The organism is Colwellia sp. KU-HH00111, from assembly GCF_040362745.1.
Taxonomy (GTDB): Bacteria; Pseudomonadota; Gammaproteobacteria; order Enterobacterales; family Alteromonadaceae; genus Colwellia.
In genome coordinates this window covers 204,580-221,515 of the sequence record NZ_BAABWO010000004.1, presented here as the reverse complement: position 1 = coordinate 221,515, position 16,936 = coordinate 204,580, and the positions used below count along the sequence as shown (strand labels likewise).

Annotated in this window: 17 protein-coding genes; 6 read left to right on the top strand and 11 right to left on the bottom strand. The window is 38.6% G+C overall.

Going from position 1 to position 16,936, the window contains the following annotated elements; genetic code table 11:
• Positions 1–76: 76 nt before the first annotated feature.
• The 5 genes from lepA to rpoE all read right to left on the bottom strand — a co-directional run bounded on the left by lepA (position 77) and on the right by rpoE (position 4,940).
• Entirely contained in the window at positions 77–1,867 is a 1,791-nt protein-coding gene (lepA, locus tag ABXG98_RS09705; protein WP_353538473.1) for a translation elongation factor 4, read from the bottom strand.
• A 126-nt stretch (positions 1,868–1,993) separates the two neighbouring features.
• Positions 1,994–2,473, bottom strand: coding sequence for a SoxR reducing system RseC family protein (locus tag ABXG98_RS09700; protein ID WP_353538472.1), 480 nt, complete (start codon positions 2,471–2,473; stop codon positions 1,994–1,996).
• Positions 2,473–3,498, bottom strand: coding sequence for a MucB/RseB C-terminal domain-containing protein (locus tag ABXG98_RS09695; protein ID WP_353538471.1), 1,026 nt, complete (start codon positions 3,496–3,498; stop codon positions 2,473–2,475). The genes ABXG98_RS09700 and ABXG98_RS09695 overlap by 1 nt, the downstream gene beginning before the upstream one ends.
• A gap of 114 nt (positions 3,499–3,612) precedes the next feature.
• Complete coding sequence (locus ABXG98_RS09690; RefSeq protein ID WP_353538470.1) at positions 3,613–4,236, bottom strand: sigma-E factor negative regulatory protein; 624 nt, start codon at positions 4,234–4,236, stop codon at positions 3,613–3,615.
• A gap of 134 nt (positions 4,237–4,370) precedes the next feature.
• On the bottom strand, positions 4,371–4,940 hold the full coding sequence (gene rpoE / locus ABXG98_RS09685) for an RNA polymerase sigma factor RpoE (RefSeq protein ID WP_353538469.1): 570 nt from the start codon (positions 4,938–4,940) through the stop codon (positions 4,371–4,373).
• Positions 4,941–5,179: 239 nt separating this feature from the next.
• Here rpoE and nadB point away from each other — a divergent pair, with 239 nt between their 5' ends.
• The gene (gene nadB / locus ABXG98_RS09680; RefSeq protein ID WP_353538468.1) at positions 5,180–6,829 is read left to right on the top strand and encodes an L-aspartate oxidase; all 1,650 of its coding nucleotides are present in this window, start codon (positions 5,180–5,182) and stop codon (positions 6,827–6,829) included.
• On the opposite strand, the gene ABXG98_RS09675 is transcribed toward nadB, so the two are convergent.
• On the bottom strand, positions 6,804–7,295 hold the full coding sequence (locus ABXG98_RS09675; protein WP_353538467.1) for a protein YgfX: 492 nt from the start codon (positions 7,293–7,295) through the stop codon (positions 6,804–6,806). The genes nadB and ABXG98_RS09675 overlap by 26 nt on opposite strands.
• Complete coding sequence (locus ABXG98_RS09670) at positions 7,237–7,437, bottom strand: FAD assembly factor SdhE (protein WP_353538578.1); 201 nt, start codon at positions 7,435–7,437, stop codon at positions 7,237–7,239. The genes ABXG98_RS09675 and ABXG98_RS09670 overlap by 59 nt, the downstream gene beginning before the upstream one ends.
• Positions 7,438–7,710: 273 nt before the next feature.
• Between ABXG98_RS09670 and ygfZ the strand changes: the two genes are divergently transcribed.
• A complete protein-coding gene (gene ygfZ, locus ABXG98_RS09665; protein WP_353538466.1) occupies positions 7,711–8,691 on the top strand; it encodes a tRNA-modifying protein YgfZ in 981 nt (326 codons plus the stop codon).
• A gap of 53 nt (positions 8,692–8,744) precedes the next feature.
• The gene (locus ABXG98_RS09660) at positions 8,745–9,311 is read left to right on the top strand and encodes an FKBP-type peptidyl-prolyl cis-trans isomerase (protein ID WP_353538465.1); all 567 of its coding nucleotides are present in this window, start codon (positions 8,745–8,747) and stop codon (positions 9,309–9,311) included.
• Between the two features lie 140 nt (positions 9,312–9,451).
• Here the strand turns inward: ABXG98_RS09660 and ahpF are convergent, their stop codons facing one another.
• Together ahpF and ahpC are read right to left on the bottom strand one after the other, a co-directional pair.
• Positions 9,452–11,014, bottom strand: a complete 1,563-nt coding sequence (gene ahpF / locus ABXG98_RS09655) for an alkyl hydroperoxide reductase subunit F (RefSeq protein WP_353538464.1) — start codon at positions 11,012–11,014, stop codon at positions 9,452–9,454.
• Between the two features lie 175 nt (positions 11,015–11,189).
• Positions 11,190–11,753, bottom strand: coding sequence for an alkyl hydroperoxide reductase subunit C (ahpC, locus tag ABXG98_RS09650; protein ID WP_353538463.1), 564 nt, complete (start codon positions 11,751–11,753; stop codon positions 11,190–11,192).
• Between the two features lie 287 nt (positions 11,754–12,040).
• Between ahpC and ABXG98_RS09645 the strand changes: the two genes are divergently transcribed.
• Positions 12,041–12,949, top strand: a complete 909-nt coding sequence (locus tag ABXG98_RS09645; RefSeq protein WP_353538462.1) for a hydrogen peroxide-inducible genes activator — start codon at positions 12,041–12,043, stop codon at positions 12,947–12,949.
• Between the two features lie 128 nt (positions 12,950–13,077).
• Positions 13,078–13,221, top strand: a complete 144-nt coding sequence (locus ABXG98_RS09640; protein ID WP_353538461.1) for a hypothetical protein — start codon at positions 13,078–13,080, stop codon at positions 13,219–13,221.
• Positions 13,222–13,361: 140 nt separating this feature from the next.
• Here ABXG98_RS09640 and ABXG98_RS09635 read toward each other — a convergent pair whose 3' ends face one another.
• Positions 13,362–13,844: a YajQ family cyclic di-GMP-binding protein gene (locus ABXG98_RS09635; RefSeq protein ID WP_353538460.1), complete on the bottom strand. Its 483-nt coding sequence runs from the start codon at positions 13,842–13,844 to the stop codon at positions 13,362–13,364.
• 145 nt (positions 13,845–13,989) lie between these two features.
• Here ABXG98_RS09635 and ABXG98_RS09630 point away from each other — a divergent pair, with 145 nt between their 5' ends.
• Positions 13,990–15,336, top strand: coding sequence for a 2-dehydropantoate 2-reductase (locus ABXG98_RS09630; protein WP_353538459.1), 1,347 nt, complete (start codon positions 13,990–13,992; stop codon positions 15,334–15,336).
• Positions 15,337–15,392: 56 nt separating this feature from the next.
• Here ABXG98_RS09630 and thiI read toward each other — a convergent pair whose 3' ends face one another.
• On the bottom strand, positions 15,393–16,847 hold the full coding sequence (gene thiI / locus ABXG98_RS09625; RefSeq protein ID WP_353538458.1) for a tRNA uracil 4-sulfurtransferase ThiI: 1,455 nt from the start codon (positions 16,845–16,847) through the stop codon (positions 15,393–15,395).
• Positions 16,848–16,936 lie beyond the last annotated feature (89 nt).

Genomic DNA, 16,936 nt, shown 5'->3' with positions numbered 1-16,936 from the left:
CTAGTATTGTGTTGTTAAGCTAAGGCGCTAGGTAAAACAAGCACCATAAGCAATCGTTCACTTTATAAATTTGTCACTAATTGTCTAATTTAAGCACAGCTAAAAACGCTTCTTGAGGCACTTCAACATTACCTACTTGCTTCATGCGCTTTTTACCTTCTTTTTGCTTCTGTAGTAATTTTTTCTTACGACTAATATCACCACCGTAACATTTAGCTGTCACGTTTTTACGCAATTGTTTAACGGTAGTGCGGGCAATAACGTTATTACCAATAGCAGCTTGTATTGCAATATCAAACATCTGACGGTGAATAAGTTCTTTTAATTTATCAACTAACAGGCGACCACGGGAAACAGAATTACTTCGATGCGTTATCATCGCTAAAGCATCGACGCGATCGCCATTAATCATCACATCAACACGAACCATGTCAGCCGCTTCAAAACGGACAAATTGATAGTCAAGTGAAGCGTAACCGCGGCTAGTTGATTTTAACTTGTCAAAAAAGTCCATAACTACTTCAGCCATAGGTAATTCATAGGTTACTGCCACTTGATTACCATGATAAATCAGATCTTTTTGCACACCGCGTTTTTCTATACATAGGGTAATAACACTTCCTAAGTATTCTTGAGGCACCAAAATATTGGCTTGAACAATCGGCTCTCTAATTTCATCAATATTATTAAGAGCAGGTAAATCAGCCGGGTTATCAATAGATAACACATCACCATTAGTACAGGCAATTTCATAATTAACCGTTGGTGCAGTAGTAATTAAATCAAGATCATATTCACGTGCTAAGCGCTCTTGAATAATTTCCATATGCAGCATTCCAAGGAAACCGATACGGAAACCAAAACCAAGCGCCGAAGAGTTTTCTGGTTCAAAAAATAATGAGGCATCATTAAGGCTTAATTTATTTAGCGCATCACGAAAGTTCTCATAATCATCTGAGCTAATCGGGAAAATCCCTGCATACACTTGCGGTTGCGCTTTTTTAAAACCGGGCAACGGCGCATCTGTTTCTTTTTTGCTGATGGTAATGGTATCACCTACCGGTGCACCATGAATTTCTTTAATGCCGGCGATAATAAACCCAACTTCACCAGCACGTAATATATTGGTTTCTTTTTGCTTAGGTGTAAAAATACCAACTTTATCAATTTGGTGAACTTGGCCAGTAGACATGACTAACATTTTGTCGCCACGCTTTACTTCACCATTCATCACCCTTACTAATGACACAACCCCTTGGTAATTATCAAACCATGAATCAACAATTAACGCTTGCAGGTTTGCATCATAGTCACCGATTGGTGCAGGTATATTCGCAACAATCGTTTCTAAAACATCTTCAATACCAATGCCTGTTTTTGCTGAACACGTCACCGCATCAGTAGCATCAATACCGATAATATGTTCAATTTCTTCACAAACACGCTCAGGATCGGCTTGGGGTAAATCTATTTTATTTAAAATGGGCAAAACTTCTAAGTCCATTTCAATGGCGGTATAGCAGTTTGCAACTGTTTGGGCTTCTACCCCTTGCCCGGCATCAACGACTAATAATGCTCCTTCACAAGACGCTAGAGAGCGAGACACTTCATAAGAAAAATCTACATGCCCAGGTGTATCGATAAAATTTAATTGATAAGTTTCGCCATCTTTTGCTTGATAGTCTAAAGTAACACTTTGTGATTTAATAGTGATACCACGTTCGCGCTCAAGGTCCATTGAATCAAGCACTTGCGCTTCCATTTCACGATCTTGTAAACCTCCACAATGTTGAATTAGACGATCAGAAAGCGTAGATTTACCATGATCGATATGGGCGATAATTGAGAAGTTACGTATGTTTTTCATAAATGGAGTTCGAATAAAAAGTTATAAATTCAAGAATGGCGTGATTTTAACGAATTTAGCGCGCTGGGGCTATCTTTTGTTCAGAATATTCGCAACACATCAAAATTATTGCTTACATTTTAGCCATCACGTCTCTACATCCAGCGGCTTGGGTAAAACCCGTAATACTTTAGGTTGTAACTTTTCGCGCATAACTGGTCGGCTCTGCAAATACTTAGCGAGCCTATAACCTAGATACCCACCTAAGACACTAAAAGGGAGTGCAAATAACTCATGTGTAAGTATTTGTGCTTGTACCAACCATTGACCCACAGCAGAAACGCTAAAAAGCCCGACAATTGGTAATAAATAAACTTGCAATGCACTTTGTAACACATCTACTTCAGGTAACGTTAAGATCACACAATCCCCAACGTTAATATTTTGCATTGCTAAGGACTCTGTAGTGTGTAAAGTAAATGAAAGCTTTTTATGAGGGATGGCTTTAGCTACTTGGCCACTGGCGCAGGTTTCTACCTGTGAGCAACTATTACAACTTGATTTAATTTGGCTCACTACTGTAATTTTGCCATTTTCAATTGCAGTAACAGTGGCTAACTCTTCCATTAGGGTATGATCGCTTGGCGAGTAAAACTGACTGAGTTAAGAATTTTATTGGCTGTTTCCGATGGAATTTTTCCAACCACACTTACTTCAATATTATTGAGTACCTGATTCATCACTAAAGTCGCACCATCGTTGGCGAACTCTACTGCTCTTTGTTTTTCTTTACTTGGGTTCACATAGACAGAAATATCAACTAAACCATCATTAAAAAGCATAAACTCTACCGTTTGTTTACTGATATCCATACGATGTCTATCTGATTTAATCGGCGTAAAACCATCAGGTAACCAGTTCACTTGCCATGATAAATGAGTGTTTTGTTCTTGCGCTGAAACATCAATCACTTTAGGTAATTCGGTCGCTTGTAATTGTTTTAAATTTTCAGAAATGGTGTCTGTTACTTCAATGTGAGTAAATTGAATTTGCTCAAGTAATTTACCCGTGTTGGTGATCACTGCTAGTTTTAATAACAAACTACTTTTTTGATCTAACCATACCCAGTAACCAAAACGGTGAGCGTCTTTGGGAACGATACGAATCAATTGCGCAGCACGGCCTAGCACCCTATTTTTTCCTACAGAAACAAAGTGATAATTATTTTCTAAAACACTAACATCTTGGCCAAAAACGGTTGGAATTGGCCCAACTATTTGTTCGGCTTTAATAGAATAAGGTGCATATTCAGGCTCAATATAACTTACCGTATCATTAATACGTAAAATGTCGCGACGAGGGCCATTGAGCAAGGCAAGTACTTCTAGCTCTGTACTTTGTGTTGTTGTTGGTTCATTTTCATGTTCAGCACTAGACTGCTCAATAATCCCATGCAGCCAATGATAAGGCTCTGCTTGGTTATTTTTCACCACAACAAAGGAGGTGTTAAAGTTTAATTGGCGTAATGATTGAGAGAGTTGTTTAAATGATTCTTTAGCAATTTCAGCATCAGCTGAAATCGCACTAAAGCTAATCAATAAGCTAACAACAAAACTAGTAACACAACGGGAGAAGGATGAAAACGACTTCATATTTGCTCAAATACTATAGATAGTAAAAATGAATAACTGAAAGCATAATATCAAGTTATTCATTTTTTATATAGGGACTAATAAACAGGGTTAACACCCGTGTTTATGTTTAAATTATTTTTTCACTTCACTTTTTACATCTAATTCAGGTTTATTACCTTCATTAGCTTTCAATGCGCTCAGCTTAATTTGTTGTTGATGATCAGACAATAGCGCTTGAAAACGACGTTGTTGCTCAATTCTTTGCTCAAGTGCTGCTTGCTGCTTTGATTTGGTATTTTGTTGATAATTGAAACTTACCGGATTAGCAAACCCCGCTAAAGGTCGAGTTTGTACTGTTTGACTAGGAGTGATAATTTCATTGGTATCGGCTGTGTTTTGCTGAACGCCAATAATCATTAAACCTGCAGCTGAAGCGGCAATAGCCAATTGACCTACCGGCTTGATAAATTGAATAATTTTCGCTTTAACAGTATTACTTGTTTGGCTAGTTGTGGTATTTGGTGCAAGTATGGTTGGTTCTTCGTCAATAGCTGCGGCAATTTGTGCGGATATATCTAATTGTAATGTTTTGGGAATCTCATCTCGCATGACGTCACCAATTAAATGATAACTTTGCCATGTACTTGATAACTGTTCATCCTTGAGCATTTCTTCTATAGCTTGCGTTGATTGTTCATCAGTAGCACGATAATTATCAACTAACGATGAAATGGTCTCAAACTTACTTTCACTCATACTTGAACCTTTGATTTTGTACGCGATTAACCTAATTAAGTTCTACTAGCTCATCGGTACTAAAAAATTAATATATCTTTCACTTGCTGCTAACCCCACTTAAGAGGTTTTCAGCAACGGTGTTATTTTCTTATCTATGGCATCGTTATTTTCTTATCTATGGCATCACGAGCTCTAAATATTCGTGAACGTACTGTGCCCACAGGGCACTCCATAATTACCGCTATTTCTTCATAACTTAAACCTTCAATTTCTCGAAAGTTTATTGCAATTCTCAAATCATCTGGTAATTGCTCAATCGTATCAAAAATAACTTTTTTAATTTCTTTGGTCAGTAGAATTTTTTCAGGTGATGCATTCTCTCTTAAGGCGTCACCACCTTCATAGAACTCAGCATCTTCTACTTCAACATCATTACTTGGTGGTTTTCTTCCTAAAGCGACACTGTGGTTTTTAGCACAGTTAACTGCAATACGGTATAACCAAGTATAAAATGCACTTTCCCCTCTAAAATTTGGTAAAGCACGATAAGCCTTAATAAAAGCTTCTTGCACTATATCTGGCACATCGCTGTGATTACTAACATAACGAGAGACTAAATTAGCCACCTTATGCTGATATTTTGTTACTAACAGGTTAAAGGCGTTTTTATCACCCCGTTGAACCCGCTCAACCAATAATTGGTCGACGTTCTGTTCGCTCATTTGAGCCATTTCTCCTAATAATACCCACTTAAACGCTAGGGTAAAAAAACATTTTACACATTTGGCTCATAACAAACGCATCAATTAAGACTACGCATTTTGAAAAAAGTTCTGTTTTTATTTCATTTATTTTTGTTTTTAAACTTATTGTCCGTGATTAACGCTATTCTCACACCATAATAAACGTTAATATTGCACTATATTACCTGATTATCCTTGATATAGAAATCAACTCGGTTATGAATCAACAAAACAATTGTGACGTTTTAATTATTGGTAGTGGTGCTGCAGGGTTAACGCTTGCATTGCATTTGGCTAGACATGCTGATGTGGTTATTTTAAGTAAAGGTCCTTTAAATGAGGGATCTACTTATTATGCCCAAGGTGGCATAGCTGCTGTTTTTGATGAAAATGACAGCATTGCTTCTCATGTTTCAGATACGGTTATTGCCGGAGCGGGTTTATGTGATGAAAGTGCGGTGCAATATACTGCAGAAAATGCAAAGGCCTGCCTTAATTGGTTAATAGAGCAAGGGGTAGCTTTCGATAAGGAAGATAAAACTGAGCCAGCGTCGCAAAAATACCATTTAACACGAGAAGGCGGACATAGTCACCGTCGTATTCTTCATGCTGCTGATGCCACTGGCAAAGTAATACAGACCACACTAGCTGAGCGAGTGAAGCAACATTCACGTATACGCGTGTTCGAGCGCTACAATGCTATTGACCTTATTTGTGAGCCAACTAATGACAACAATGATAAAAAACAATGCATTGGCGCTTACATTTGGAACAGAAACAGTGAGAAAGTAGAAAGTATTTATGCTCAAAAAACAATTTTAGCCACAGGTGGAGCTAGCAAGGTTTATCAATATACCTCAAACCCTGACGTGGCTAGTGGTGATGGTATTGCCATGGCATGGCGCGCTGGATGTCGTGTTGCCAACATGGAGTTTAATCAATTTCATCCAACCTGCTTATTTCATCCTGACGCCGGCAACTTTTTATTAACAGAAGCGTTACGCGGTGAAGGAGCAAAATTACGGCGCCCTGACGGCAGCCGCTTTATGCCTGCTTTTGACAAGCGTGCAGAGTTAGCACCCCGAGACATTGTGGCTAGAGCAATTGATTATGAAATGAAGCGCTTAGGCGTTGACTGTATGTATCTCGACATTAGCCATAAACCTAGTGAGTTTATTAAGCAACACTTTCCAACAATATACCAACGTACCAAAGACTTAGGTATTGATATTACCAAGCAACCTATGCCTATTGTGCCCGCAGCTCACTACACTTGCGGCGGCGTTATGATAGACCAACATGGCCGAACTGATATCCACCAACTCTACGCTATTGGTGAAATGTCCTACACGGGACTGCATGGCGCTAACCGCTTAGCAAGTAACTCTTTATTGGAATGTTTAGTGTTTGCGCGCGCAGCCGCATTAGAAATTAGCGATTCTTTAGATCATAATAATTGCTTTAAAATATTGCCTCGCTGGGATGAAAGCAGAGTCACCGACTCTGATGAAGAAGTAGTTATTCAACATAATTGGCATGAGCTTAGATTATTTATGTGGGATTATGTTGGTATTGTAAGAACCACTAAAAGGCTTGAACGAGCCCTACATCGTGTTGAGTTGTTGCAACAAGAAATTGAAGATTATTATCGTAACTTCAAAGTCAGTAACAACTTACTTGAATTAAGAAATTTAGTACAAGTCGCGGAATTAATCATCCATTGCGCACTTGCGCGAAAAGAAAGCAGAGGTTTACATTACACCTTAGATTTTCCTGATACTTTGGCAGAAGCTAAACCCACTATTTTATCCGCCAAAAGCCGCCCTAATAAAAGTTTAGGGCCTAATGCGGACAAGTCATCTGAGTAATAACACGGGTTATGCGAGCAAAATCTTGCGCACTCAAACTATCCCGGAAAATAAAAAGCACTTTTTTAGCTTTATTTTTTTCCGAGTTAGTATGCAATTGATTATTTGAGATTAATTGTAAAACTAGCCAACAACCTAAAAAACTAAAACGGCTACTGGCCTGAACTTGATAGATCTGTTGCTGATCAAAGCAGCATAGTCCTTGGCTTGTTAACTCAAACATTGAAATACATGGCTTTTTGCTGACGTTAACCTGCTTAAAGCCACTTAATAATAGCACTGTAACAAAGGCGCCAGCTAAAGCGAGATGATAAGCATAAGTAAAAAGTACCACACTCATTAATAGTATGAAGGTAGCACTTCCTGCATAAAGCAAGGCTTTATTGCGCGACCGAGTCAGTGAAATACTATACTTTGACTCGGTTAAGAATAAATTGCACCATGGCGTTAAGCTCACTGTCTTCACAAACTTCATGCCCCATAAACCAAGCAAATAAGTCAGGGTCTTGCTCGGTAAGTAATCGTTCAAAAATGCGCTGTTGAGCCGCAGGTAACTGATCGTAGGCTTCATCCACAAAAGGGATAAAAAGTACATCTAACTCTAACATTCCTCGTCGACATGCCCACTTTAATCGCGCTTTGTTAACTATAGGTTGGCTAGCGGCAGATTGCGAATCAGAATTTTGAGATTTTACTTCGATTGACATATTAATTACCTAAAAAAGGATTTACGGTTTGGTGTTGCGTTCATGGCTTGGCTATAGTGTAACAACAACTGCAGTTTACTCGCTATTTAATTATGTCTTTTTTGGCCACTAAACTTGATTTTTTAACACCTAATCCCTATTTATCTTTTATCAATCCTAGTATAGCGCTCATTTATGTCATTAAATATAGAAGCAAACCTACCCAGCCTTGAACAATTACCGAACGCCTACTTAGTGGCTTTGACACATTATAGTGCTATTTCGTTGCATGGCGAAGAACAAAGCAAATATTTACAAGGGCAAGTAACCTGCGATGTTACCACCAGCACAGAACATAGTTTACTCGTGGGTGCGCACTGTAACGCAAAAGGTAAAGTATTTAGTGCATTTCGTTTAATAAATAGAGACTCAGCTCATCTATTAATTCAACCTAAAGCCAGTATCACCGCCTCTCTAACAGAACTAAAAAAGTTTGGCGTTTTTGCCAAGGTTGACATTACAACTACCGATGAATTGAGCTTTTTTGCCCTTGTAGGAGAAAGCAGTACTCGCCTTTTACAACAACGTTTCTCGCGCATACCTGATAGTTTAAACCCTGTGGTGCAATCAGAGACCACTACCCTCGTATACCTAGCAGGCAAACAAACACGCTACCTACTAATTGACTCAACAGCGACACTAACTGATATAGTTGAACAAATGAACTTGCCTATATACAGCGGCCCTGTATGGAATTTACTTGAAATCAATGAAGGTTTTGTACAACTATCTCATGAAAGCAGCGATGAATATGTGCCACAGATGCTTAACTTACAAGCTATTCATGGCATCAGCTTTACCAAAGGATGTTACTTAGGCCAAGAAACCGTTGCCCGTATGCAGTATTTAGGTAAGAACAAAAAAGCACTTTTTTGTTTAACAGGCTCATTAAATCAACCATTAACTCATGATGAAATCATTGAAAAACAATTAGGTGAAAACTTCCGCAAAGCAGGCGATATTTTGTGTGCTTATCAAGCCGACGATGGCCATTGTTATTTTCAAGCGGTTATGGGCAATGATGTCAATGATCAGGTTCAGCTTAGGCTGAAATCTCAACCGGACACTCGGCTAGCTATTCAAGCATTACCCTATACACTTAGTATTGAAGAATAGCCAAACAGCCGCTAACTAATTTAAACAATATTTAACACAATGTGGAATTATAAATGAAAATTACCAACAACTCTGTCGTCGTCATGCATTATGCAGTATCAGATAGCGAAGGCACATTAATCGATAGCTCTTATGATCATAAACCCATGTCAACGATTCAAGGCACGGGCTATTTAATTCCTGGGTTAGAAGAACAATTGCTTGGCCATCAAGCTGGCGAAAAATTTGAAGTAGCCGTCAGTGCCGACAAAGCCTATGGAGATCGCCATGATGACTACGTACAAACTGTGCCAAAAGAGTTACTTCAAGGCGTAGAAGACCTAGCTGTTGGTACACAACTACGCGCTACTACCGATGATGGCGAACAAACTGTCATTGTTATTGATGTAACTGATGAAGAAGTGACAGTTGATGGCAATCACCCATTAGCTGGGCTTGATTTACGCTTTGATGTAGAAATTTTAGAAGTGCGTGAAGCAACACCTGAAGAGCTAGCTCATGGCCATATTCATAGTGATGGCGAATCATGCTGTGGCAGTGATGACGGCGATGAAGCACAGCCTGCAAGTGAAACAAAGTCAGATTGTTGCGGTGGTGGTAGTTGCGGTTCAATTCATTAACCTGTGATAGCCAGTTTAATGGCGTGCCACTGATGAGACGTTTTTACATGGTCAATGGTCGTTGTAGCTGATCGATTTAACCAAACGGATTGCATAATCCGTTTGGTTGCCTTTTACCTGATAACAATTGATATATACAGTTAACTTTCTCTCATAATATAATCAAAAGCAGATAATGAAGCTTTGGCGCCTTCTCCCATAGCAATTACGATTTGCTTATAAGGCACGGTTGTAACATCGCCGGCAGCAAAAATACCTGGCGCACTAGTACTACATCGCTCATCAATCACCACCTCACCCTGTTGAGTTCTTTCAACAACTCCTGCTAAGAATTTGCTGTTTGGTACTAAGCCAATTTGTACAAATACCCCCGAAAGTTCATGGTACTTAACTTCGCCACTCGCTCGGTCTTCATAAGCTAGCGCCACCACCTTACCTCCCTCTGCTAAAACCTCTTTGGTTGCAGCATATTTAATGATAGTAATTTTTTCATTTGCTTGTGCTTTCTCAACCAGCACTTTATCGGCTTTTAACTCAGGTAAAAATTCAAATACCGTAACATGTTTAACCATACCCGCTAAATCTAACGCGGCCTCAATACCTGAGTTTCCACCTCCGACAACGGCAACATCTTTACCCTTAAAAAAAGGGCCATCACAGTGCGGACAATACGCAACACCTGAGCCAATATTTTCTCTCTCACCCGGTACCCCTAGCTCTCGCCATTTAGCCCCGCTAGCTACAATTACAGTTTTAGATTCAATGGCTTCACCACTTGATAAGTGTAGTGTTTTCCAGGCGGTTGAATCAGCCGTGTTCTCAATGCTTTCAACCCGTAAAAACTCTTTTATAGTGATATCATAGTCATTCAAATGCGCCTGCATATTGCCAGTTAACTCTGTTCCCGTTGTTTTAGGTACAGAAATCAAGTTTTCAATACCCACGGTATCTTTTACTTGTCCGCCAATACGGTCAGCAATCAAGGTCACATTGAGACCTTTTCGTGCCGCATAAATGGCTGCTGCTACGCCAGCTGGACCAGCGCCTATCACAGTAACATCTTGCAAAGGTAATTGTTCACTGTCGTCTGAGCCTACAATATAAGGGAAACGCTCAATTAATTTATCAACTAATTGCGCCGTATCTATTTTACCATTGGCAAATAGCTCACCATTTAAATATACGCTAGGTACACCTTGGATATTACGCTCTTCAATTAACTCGGGATATAACCCTCCGTCAATCATTTCACTGCTAATGTTGTTATTAATTAAGGCGAATTGGTTTAGAGACTGGACAACATCGGGACAATTGTGACAACTTAATGAAATAAACACCTCAAAATGCAAAGGCTCTTTAATTTTTGTCACCATATTGGTTAGGCTTGGATCAAGTTTATGTTCGGTACCTGACATATGCAATATTGCTAAAATAAGTGAATTAAACTCATGGCCGCTGGGGATGCCTGAAAAATGAATACCGCTATTTTTTCCATCAATGGCTAAATAGAAAGTGATAGGACTTCTTAAGTCTTCATCACACTCAACTAACGTTAAATGCTCAGAAACTGAGGCCAATTGACTCAAAAACGCCTTTAATTCTGTACGCTTGGCATGTTCACCTGTTTGTAAAACAAATGACACTTTGTTTTTCATTGTTGCAGTATAGGTTTTAACTGCGTTTAAAATATCGTTACTTAACATAATACTACCTTAAAATAATTGAATTAATGATGGGTCGAGGAGCGTAACTTTGAGCTGTTGGAAGATGGCGGAGCATATTAATTAAAGGTGCAAGTCCGCCAAAAAAGAGATTTTCAACTGAGCTTTTTCAGCTGTTAACTAAACAACATTAGCTAACAACTGAATATACACAGGTTTAGATTTTACCTACTAAATCTAGGCTTGGTGTTAAAGTCGCTTCACCTTGCTCCCATGCTGCAGGACAAACTTCACCGTCGTTTTCACGAACATACTGTGCCGCTTTCACATTACGAACCATATCTTTTGCACTGCGGCCTATGCCACCGGCGTGAATGTGTGCAACTTGAATAACACCGTCAGGATCTGCTAAAAATGTGCCACGGTGAGCCATATGATCTTCTTCAATCATTACATCAAAACCGCGGGTAATATGACCTGTTTGGTCGCCAATCATAGGGAACTTAATCTTACCAATTGCCTCTGAAGAATCGTGCCATGCTTTATGTGAAAAATGGGTATCAGTTGATACAGCGTAAACTTCAACACCTAATTTTTGCAGCTCTTCATACTGGTTTGCCATATCTTCAAGCTCTGTTGGACAAACAAAGGTAAAGTCGGCAGGGTAAAATAAAAAGATTGACCACTGACCTTTAACGCTTTCTGATGATACTTCTACAAACTCGCCGTTGTGAAATGCTTGTGCTTTAAATTCTGGGATTAATTTGCCTATTTGAGCCATGAGTTGTTTCCTCGTTTATGTGATAAATAATATAGCTAAATGTATTTTTCTTCGTTCAGAAAGCAGGTTTGCTTTCGATGGGGATATAATAGAATAGGCTGAATGATTAATATAATTTAAAAAATAGATGTTTACATTCTGTTTTTTTGAACGTTATTTAGCGTTTTACACATATTTGCAACTAACTCAAACAGGTAACTTACCCTGGTAACTCTGCAATCACTTATAGATAATTTTCTAAAATCCATTAAAATAACAATAAGGTTCAATCGTATGAATAGCTTAAAATGGTTTCAATAAAACAACTCACCTATGCCTTGGCAGTTGAAAAAACACTACACTTTAAAAAAGCGGCCGAGCTTTGTAATGTATCTCAATCAGCATTAAGCACCGCAATCAACGAGCTAGAAAAACAGCTAGGCACACTAATTTTTGAACGCAACAACAAGCAAGTATTAGTGACTAACAATGGCAAAAAAATACTGATTAAAGCCCAGAAAATTAAACTTGAACTCGAAGAGCTGATGCAGATATCTCGAGCCAATCAGCAGCCTTTCTCTTCTGCTATGACTATAGGTGTTATCCCCACCATCGGTCCCTATCTTTTACCCAAGGTATTACCCGAAGTTAGAAAACAATACCCCGCATTTAAATTAAAAATTATCGAAGAGCAATCACATGTATTAGTCGACAAGGTGAGAACCGGCGATATCGATGCCGCGATCCTTGCACTACCCTACCCTATAGAAGGCTTAATGAATTTTGATTTTTGGCAGGAAGATTTTTACTGGGTTTGTCATAAAGATGAAACACCGGCCAAGGTACAAGAAATCACCAGTGCTGAATTAGTTATAGACAAGTTAATGCTGTTAAAGGATGGTCACTGCTTAAAAGAACATGCATTAGCAGCGTGCAAGCTTCAAAATCAAAAAGAAGACTCAGACTTTGACTCTGCCAGTTTACATACCCTCGTACAAATGGTTGCCGGCAAACTTGGTACAACCTTAGTACCTCAAATGGCGCTAGATCAATTAATTCATAACGCTTCTGAACTAAGAGCAATTCATTTAAATGAGCCTGGCCCTCATAGAACTATCGCCTTAGTAATCAGACCAAACTATGTACGAACCGATGAATTAACCTTACTGAAAACTATTTTTACTGAGCAGCTTTCAGCAAACGTTCACAATGCTTAAGCTTACTTTAAATTACTTTAAATTAGTTTAAATTAATTTTATTGAACCCTATTATCTATTTTATCTAATTTACCCTGTTATAAATTTAAACAACAATAGTGTTGTCTTTAACAAACAAGGTGAATAGTATGAATAAACTTATCGCATACATAAAATCGACTTTCCGCACTGAAGCAAATCCTATAGAGCAACTTAGTTGTAACTATGCCAATAACTATTATGGCGATCAATGCTGCCAAGCCAAACAGCTAGTCAATGAAAAAAGAACCTGATAGAGACTCCCTGTTTTGCAGGGAGGTATTTTAATTTGCTAATCTCAGCCGCTTTCTTTATGGGCTGTGGTGCCAGTTTTAGCGGTATGCTGTCTAACTGCCTGAGCCATACCATTGTGCTATGGCATACGAGGTAACGGTTAATCTTTAAAGTTAGTAAACTGAAAAGATTGCTCTAAATCCGCTTTTTTAACAGCTTGCATCACGGCTTGTAGTTCGTCACGTTTTTTTCCGGTCACTCTAACTTGTTCGCCTTGAATCGCAGCTTGGACTTTAAACTTTTCTGCTTTAATTAATTTAACCACTTTTTTAGCGACACTTTGTTCAATGCCTTCTTTAAAAGTGACTTCTTGGTTCCAATGCCTACCCGAAGCTGATGCATCGCCAACGGTCATTGCTTTAGCATCAACATTACGTTTAGTTAATTGACTGCGTAACATGTCACATAGCTGTTTCAGTTGAAAATCACCTTCTGCTTTTAATTTTATCACTGGGCTTTTCCACTCAAAGCTAGCCTCAACACCACGAAAATCAAATCGTGTTGATAATTCACGATTAGCGTTTTCAACCGCGTTACGCACTTCTTCTAAATTAGTTTCTGAAACGATATCCATAGAGGGCATAATTTTTCTCTTCTTATTAAATTTCAAATTATCGTTATTATACCTAGCGAACCATGCCAAACAAGCAAGCGTTTACAAAAATATCATCCATAAGAAGGGTTGGCATGATAGTATCTAGCTACCATCTATTAATGCCCTATTATTTGTGAAAGCACAACACCATTTAATCTTTTTTATTATTATCCTAACTAGCGCTATTTTATTGTTTTTTTCCAGTGAGTTACTATTACCTGACACATTAAAGAAGCTGGTTTTTCGCTCTCCTCAAATCGATACTATTGGACATTTCATTGGCTTTTTTATCCTTACATGGGTGATTGCATCATTATTAAAAATGTCATTAATGGTGACTTTTTTCACCTTAAGTTTATATGCAGCATTGAGTGAACTCGGGCAATATTACTTAGGATTTCGCAATGGGGAATTAAGTGATTTTTTTGCCGATATAGCCGGCATCACCCTATATCTGCTGTTAAAGTTTTCTTACTTAAAATACAAAATCTTTATATTAAAAAAAATAATACTAACCAAACAAGCAGCCAAGGTTAAACCAATCAATACCATCATTGTTGGTCAAGGCGCTATGGGGCTGTTGTGGTATCACCATATTCAACAAGTGATAGCAAGTGACCGTCAATATCGAAACAATCAATTACATTTATTAGCGTCCAATAAAGCCCCCTCCCTTGAAGGAAAAGTCAGTACTGAGCCATATTATTTTACCGATTTGCAAGGCGTGAGCCAGCAAAATAGCGTTCACTATGCACAAATAAACACCATTCAATCGGCTGATGTAGTGTTACTGTTTGTCAAGTCGTTTCAAGTCTCGGCTGCATTAGATAGTATTGCAGCTAGGTTAAAACCCTCAGCCGCTATCATACTTGCGCATAACGGTATGGGTACATTAACTGAATTACCCGCAAGTATCACAGCAAAACATAATATCTACGCCTTACTCACAACTCATGGTTGTCTTCGTACCTCACCGTTAACCATCACACATACTGGCACTGGCTCTACTGATATTGGTTTGCTGTCAGGCGTGAAGGATGTGGGTCAACAACAAAGCATTATCGCTTTACTTAGTGCATCGCTGCCACCGGCAAACTATCATCAAGATATCAAACAAAAGCAATGGCTAAAACTTGCCATCAATTGTGTTATCAACCCATTAACGGCACTTAATGATATTGAAAACGGTCAAATAACCCATAAACAATATACTCAGCTAATACAGGCATTACTCAAAGAAGTTGTAGCGGTTGCAGCAGCAGAGGGAGTCAATTTAATACCTTGTGAATTAACACAAACAGTTGTAAACGTAGCGCAAGCAACGGCGTCAAATAGCTCTTCCATGCGCTGTGATGTGCACGCTAAACGACAAACAGAAATTGATTATATTAATGGCTATATCGCTAAACTTGGCATACAACATAATATTGCCACGCCTGAAAATGATAAACTGTGGAAGAAAGTAAAAAACCTAGCATAAAAATATGTCTGCTAGGCTTTAATACCAATAAGTACCTTAGTAGGTATTTAACTCAATTAAGGACGGTAAACTTTGACGTTCTTATAACCATTATCGATTAAGTAAAGTGCTTGTAGCTTACTCATGACGCCATGATCGCAGTAAAGCAAATACTCTTTACTCATATCTAAGTCACCAAATTGGGTCGCTAATTTATAAAAAGGAATATGCTTGATTTCAACATCATCAAGGGATAATGGTTGCTCTTCTTCTTCTTCTGGACTACGTATATCGACAACAACCGCATTCGCCGGAATGTTTTCCACCAGATCAACCGCATGAATTTCTTCTTCGGTTTCTTTGCCAATATCTCGAATATCAAACACCCGAGTTTCACTAACAACCTTATCTAGAATATCAAAATTAAAATGGCTTTCTTCTTCTTCCACTTTTGATAAAACCGCTTTAACCGTTGGCTTTTTAGAAATCACACCGCAATATTCAGGAATAGTTTTAGCAAAATCTTCTGTGCCTATGCGACGGGCAATATCAATAATATCTTGTTTATCATACGCAGCTAACGGACGTAAAATTAAGGTATCAGTAACACGGTTGATCACATTTAGGTTAGTTAACGTTTGACTAGAAACCTGACCAAGGCTTTCTCCAGTAACGAGCGCTTGTACCTTTCCTTTTTTGGCAATTTTAGCAGCCGCACGCATCATCATGCGCTTTAAAACTACGCCCATTTGGCTATTTTCTACTTGCTCTAAAATTTCAGCCACCACTGGTTCAAAGTCTACAGCAAAGAATTTCACTTTATGAGAAGCGCCAAATTTATTCCATAAATAATAGCTAACCTGTTTAACGCCCACTTCATGCGCCGAGCCACCTAAATTAAAGAAACAATAATGCGTGCGCGCTCCTTTTTTGATCATTTGATAGCTAGCAACGCCAGAATCAAATCCGCCTGACATCAGTGATAACACATCTTCTTGGGTGGCAATAGGAAAGCCGCCTAACCCTTGATGACGTTGGGTTACAATAAACAGATCTTTATTTTTAATTTCTACTCGAATGGTAACGTCAGGATTGCTGAGTTTAACTTTGGCACTATCTACCGCTTGATTTAAACCACCACCAACATATTGCTCAACTTTTAATGAGTTAAAGTCGTGCGTGCCAGTACGTTTAGCACGCACACAAAAACTTTTATTTTCGATAGTTTTAGCATGTACCGCTAATGTTTTTTCATAAATATCATGAACGTCAACAAACTCACTTTGCTGCACTTCTAAAAACATCGGTACGCCGGGAATACATTTAAGTGCTTGCACTAAACGTTCTCGGTTTTCAGGACTGTTGTTTTTCGTATTTACCTCAACATTATCCCAATTCATTCGTGTGGTAATTTGTTCATCAACACGACGTAACACATTTTTAATATTCGACTCTAATATTTTAGTAAATCGTTTACGAACCGGACGTGATTTAATGGTGATTTCAGCTTGCAGCTTTACGATAAATTTCATCGATAGTGGCCTAATAAATAGTAACAATAGAATAATGGCGCACATTATACACAAAAGCCGCCAGTTTTATGCTTTTAACTGACAGCTTT

Excerpts from the sequence above, each read along its gene's own strand:
- lepA (WP_353538473.1), bottom strand. The coding sequence starts at position 1,867 with ATGAAAAACATACGTAACTTCTCAATTATCGCCCATATCGATCATGGT.
- ABXG98_RS09700 (WP_353538472.1), bottom strand. The coding sequence starts at position 2,473 with ATGGAAGAGTTAGCCACTGTTACTGCAATTGAAAATGGCAAAATTACA.
- ABXG98_RS09695 (WP_353538471.1), bottom strand. The coding sequence starts at position 3,498 with ATGAAGTCGTTTTCATCCTTCTCCCGTTGTGTTACTAGTTTTGTTGTT.
- ABXG98_RS09690 (WP_353538470.1), bottom strand. The coding sequence starts at position 4,236 with ATGAGTGAAAGTAAGTTTGAGACCATTTCATCGTTAGTTGATAATTAT.
- rpoE (WP_353538469.1), bottom strand. The coding sequence starts at position 4,940 with ATGAGCGAACAGAACGTCGACCAATTATTGGTTGAGCGGGTTCAACGG.
- nadB (WP_353538468.1), top strand. The coding sequence starts at position 5,180 with ATGAATCAACAAAACAATTGTGACGTTTTAATTATTGGTAGTGGTGCT.
- ABXG98_RS09670 (WP_353538578.1), bottom strand. The coding sequence starts at position 7,437 with ATGTTAGAGTTAGATGTACTTTTTATCCCTTTTGTGGATGAAGCCTAC.
- ygfZ (WP_353538466.1), top strand. The coding sequence starts at position 7,711 with ATGTCATTAAATATAGAAGCAAACCTACCCAGCCTTGAACAATTACCG.
- ABXG98_RS09660 (WP_353538465.1), top strand. The coding sequence starts at position 8,745 with ATGAAAATTACCAACAACTCTGTCGTCGTCATGCATTATGCAGTATCA.
- ahpF (WP_353538464.1), bottom strand. The coding sequence starts at position 11,014 with ATGTTAAGTAACGATATTTTAAACGCAGTTAAAACCTATACTGCAACA.
- ahpC (WP_353538463.1), bottom strand. The coding sequence starts at position 11,753 with ATGGCTCAAATAGGCAAATTAATCCCAGAATTTAAAGCACAAGCATTT.
- ABXG98_RS09645 (WP_353538462.1), top strand. The coding sequence starts at position 12,041 with ATGGTTTCAATAAAACAACTCACCTATGCCTTGGCAGTTGAAAAAACA.
- ABXG98_RS09640 (WP_353538461.1), top strand. The coding sequence starts at position 13,078 with ATGAATAAACTTATCGCATACATAAAATCGACTTTCCGCACTGAAGCA.
- ABXG98_RS09635 (WP_353538460.1), bottom strand. The coding sequence starts at position 13,844 with ATGCCCTCTATGGATATCGTTTCAGAAACTAATTTAGAAGAAGTGCGT.
- thiI (WP_353538458.1), bottom strand. The coding sequence starts at position 16,847 with ATGAAATTTATCGTAAAGCTGCAAGCTGAAATCACCATTAAATCACGT.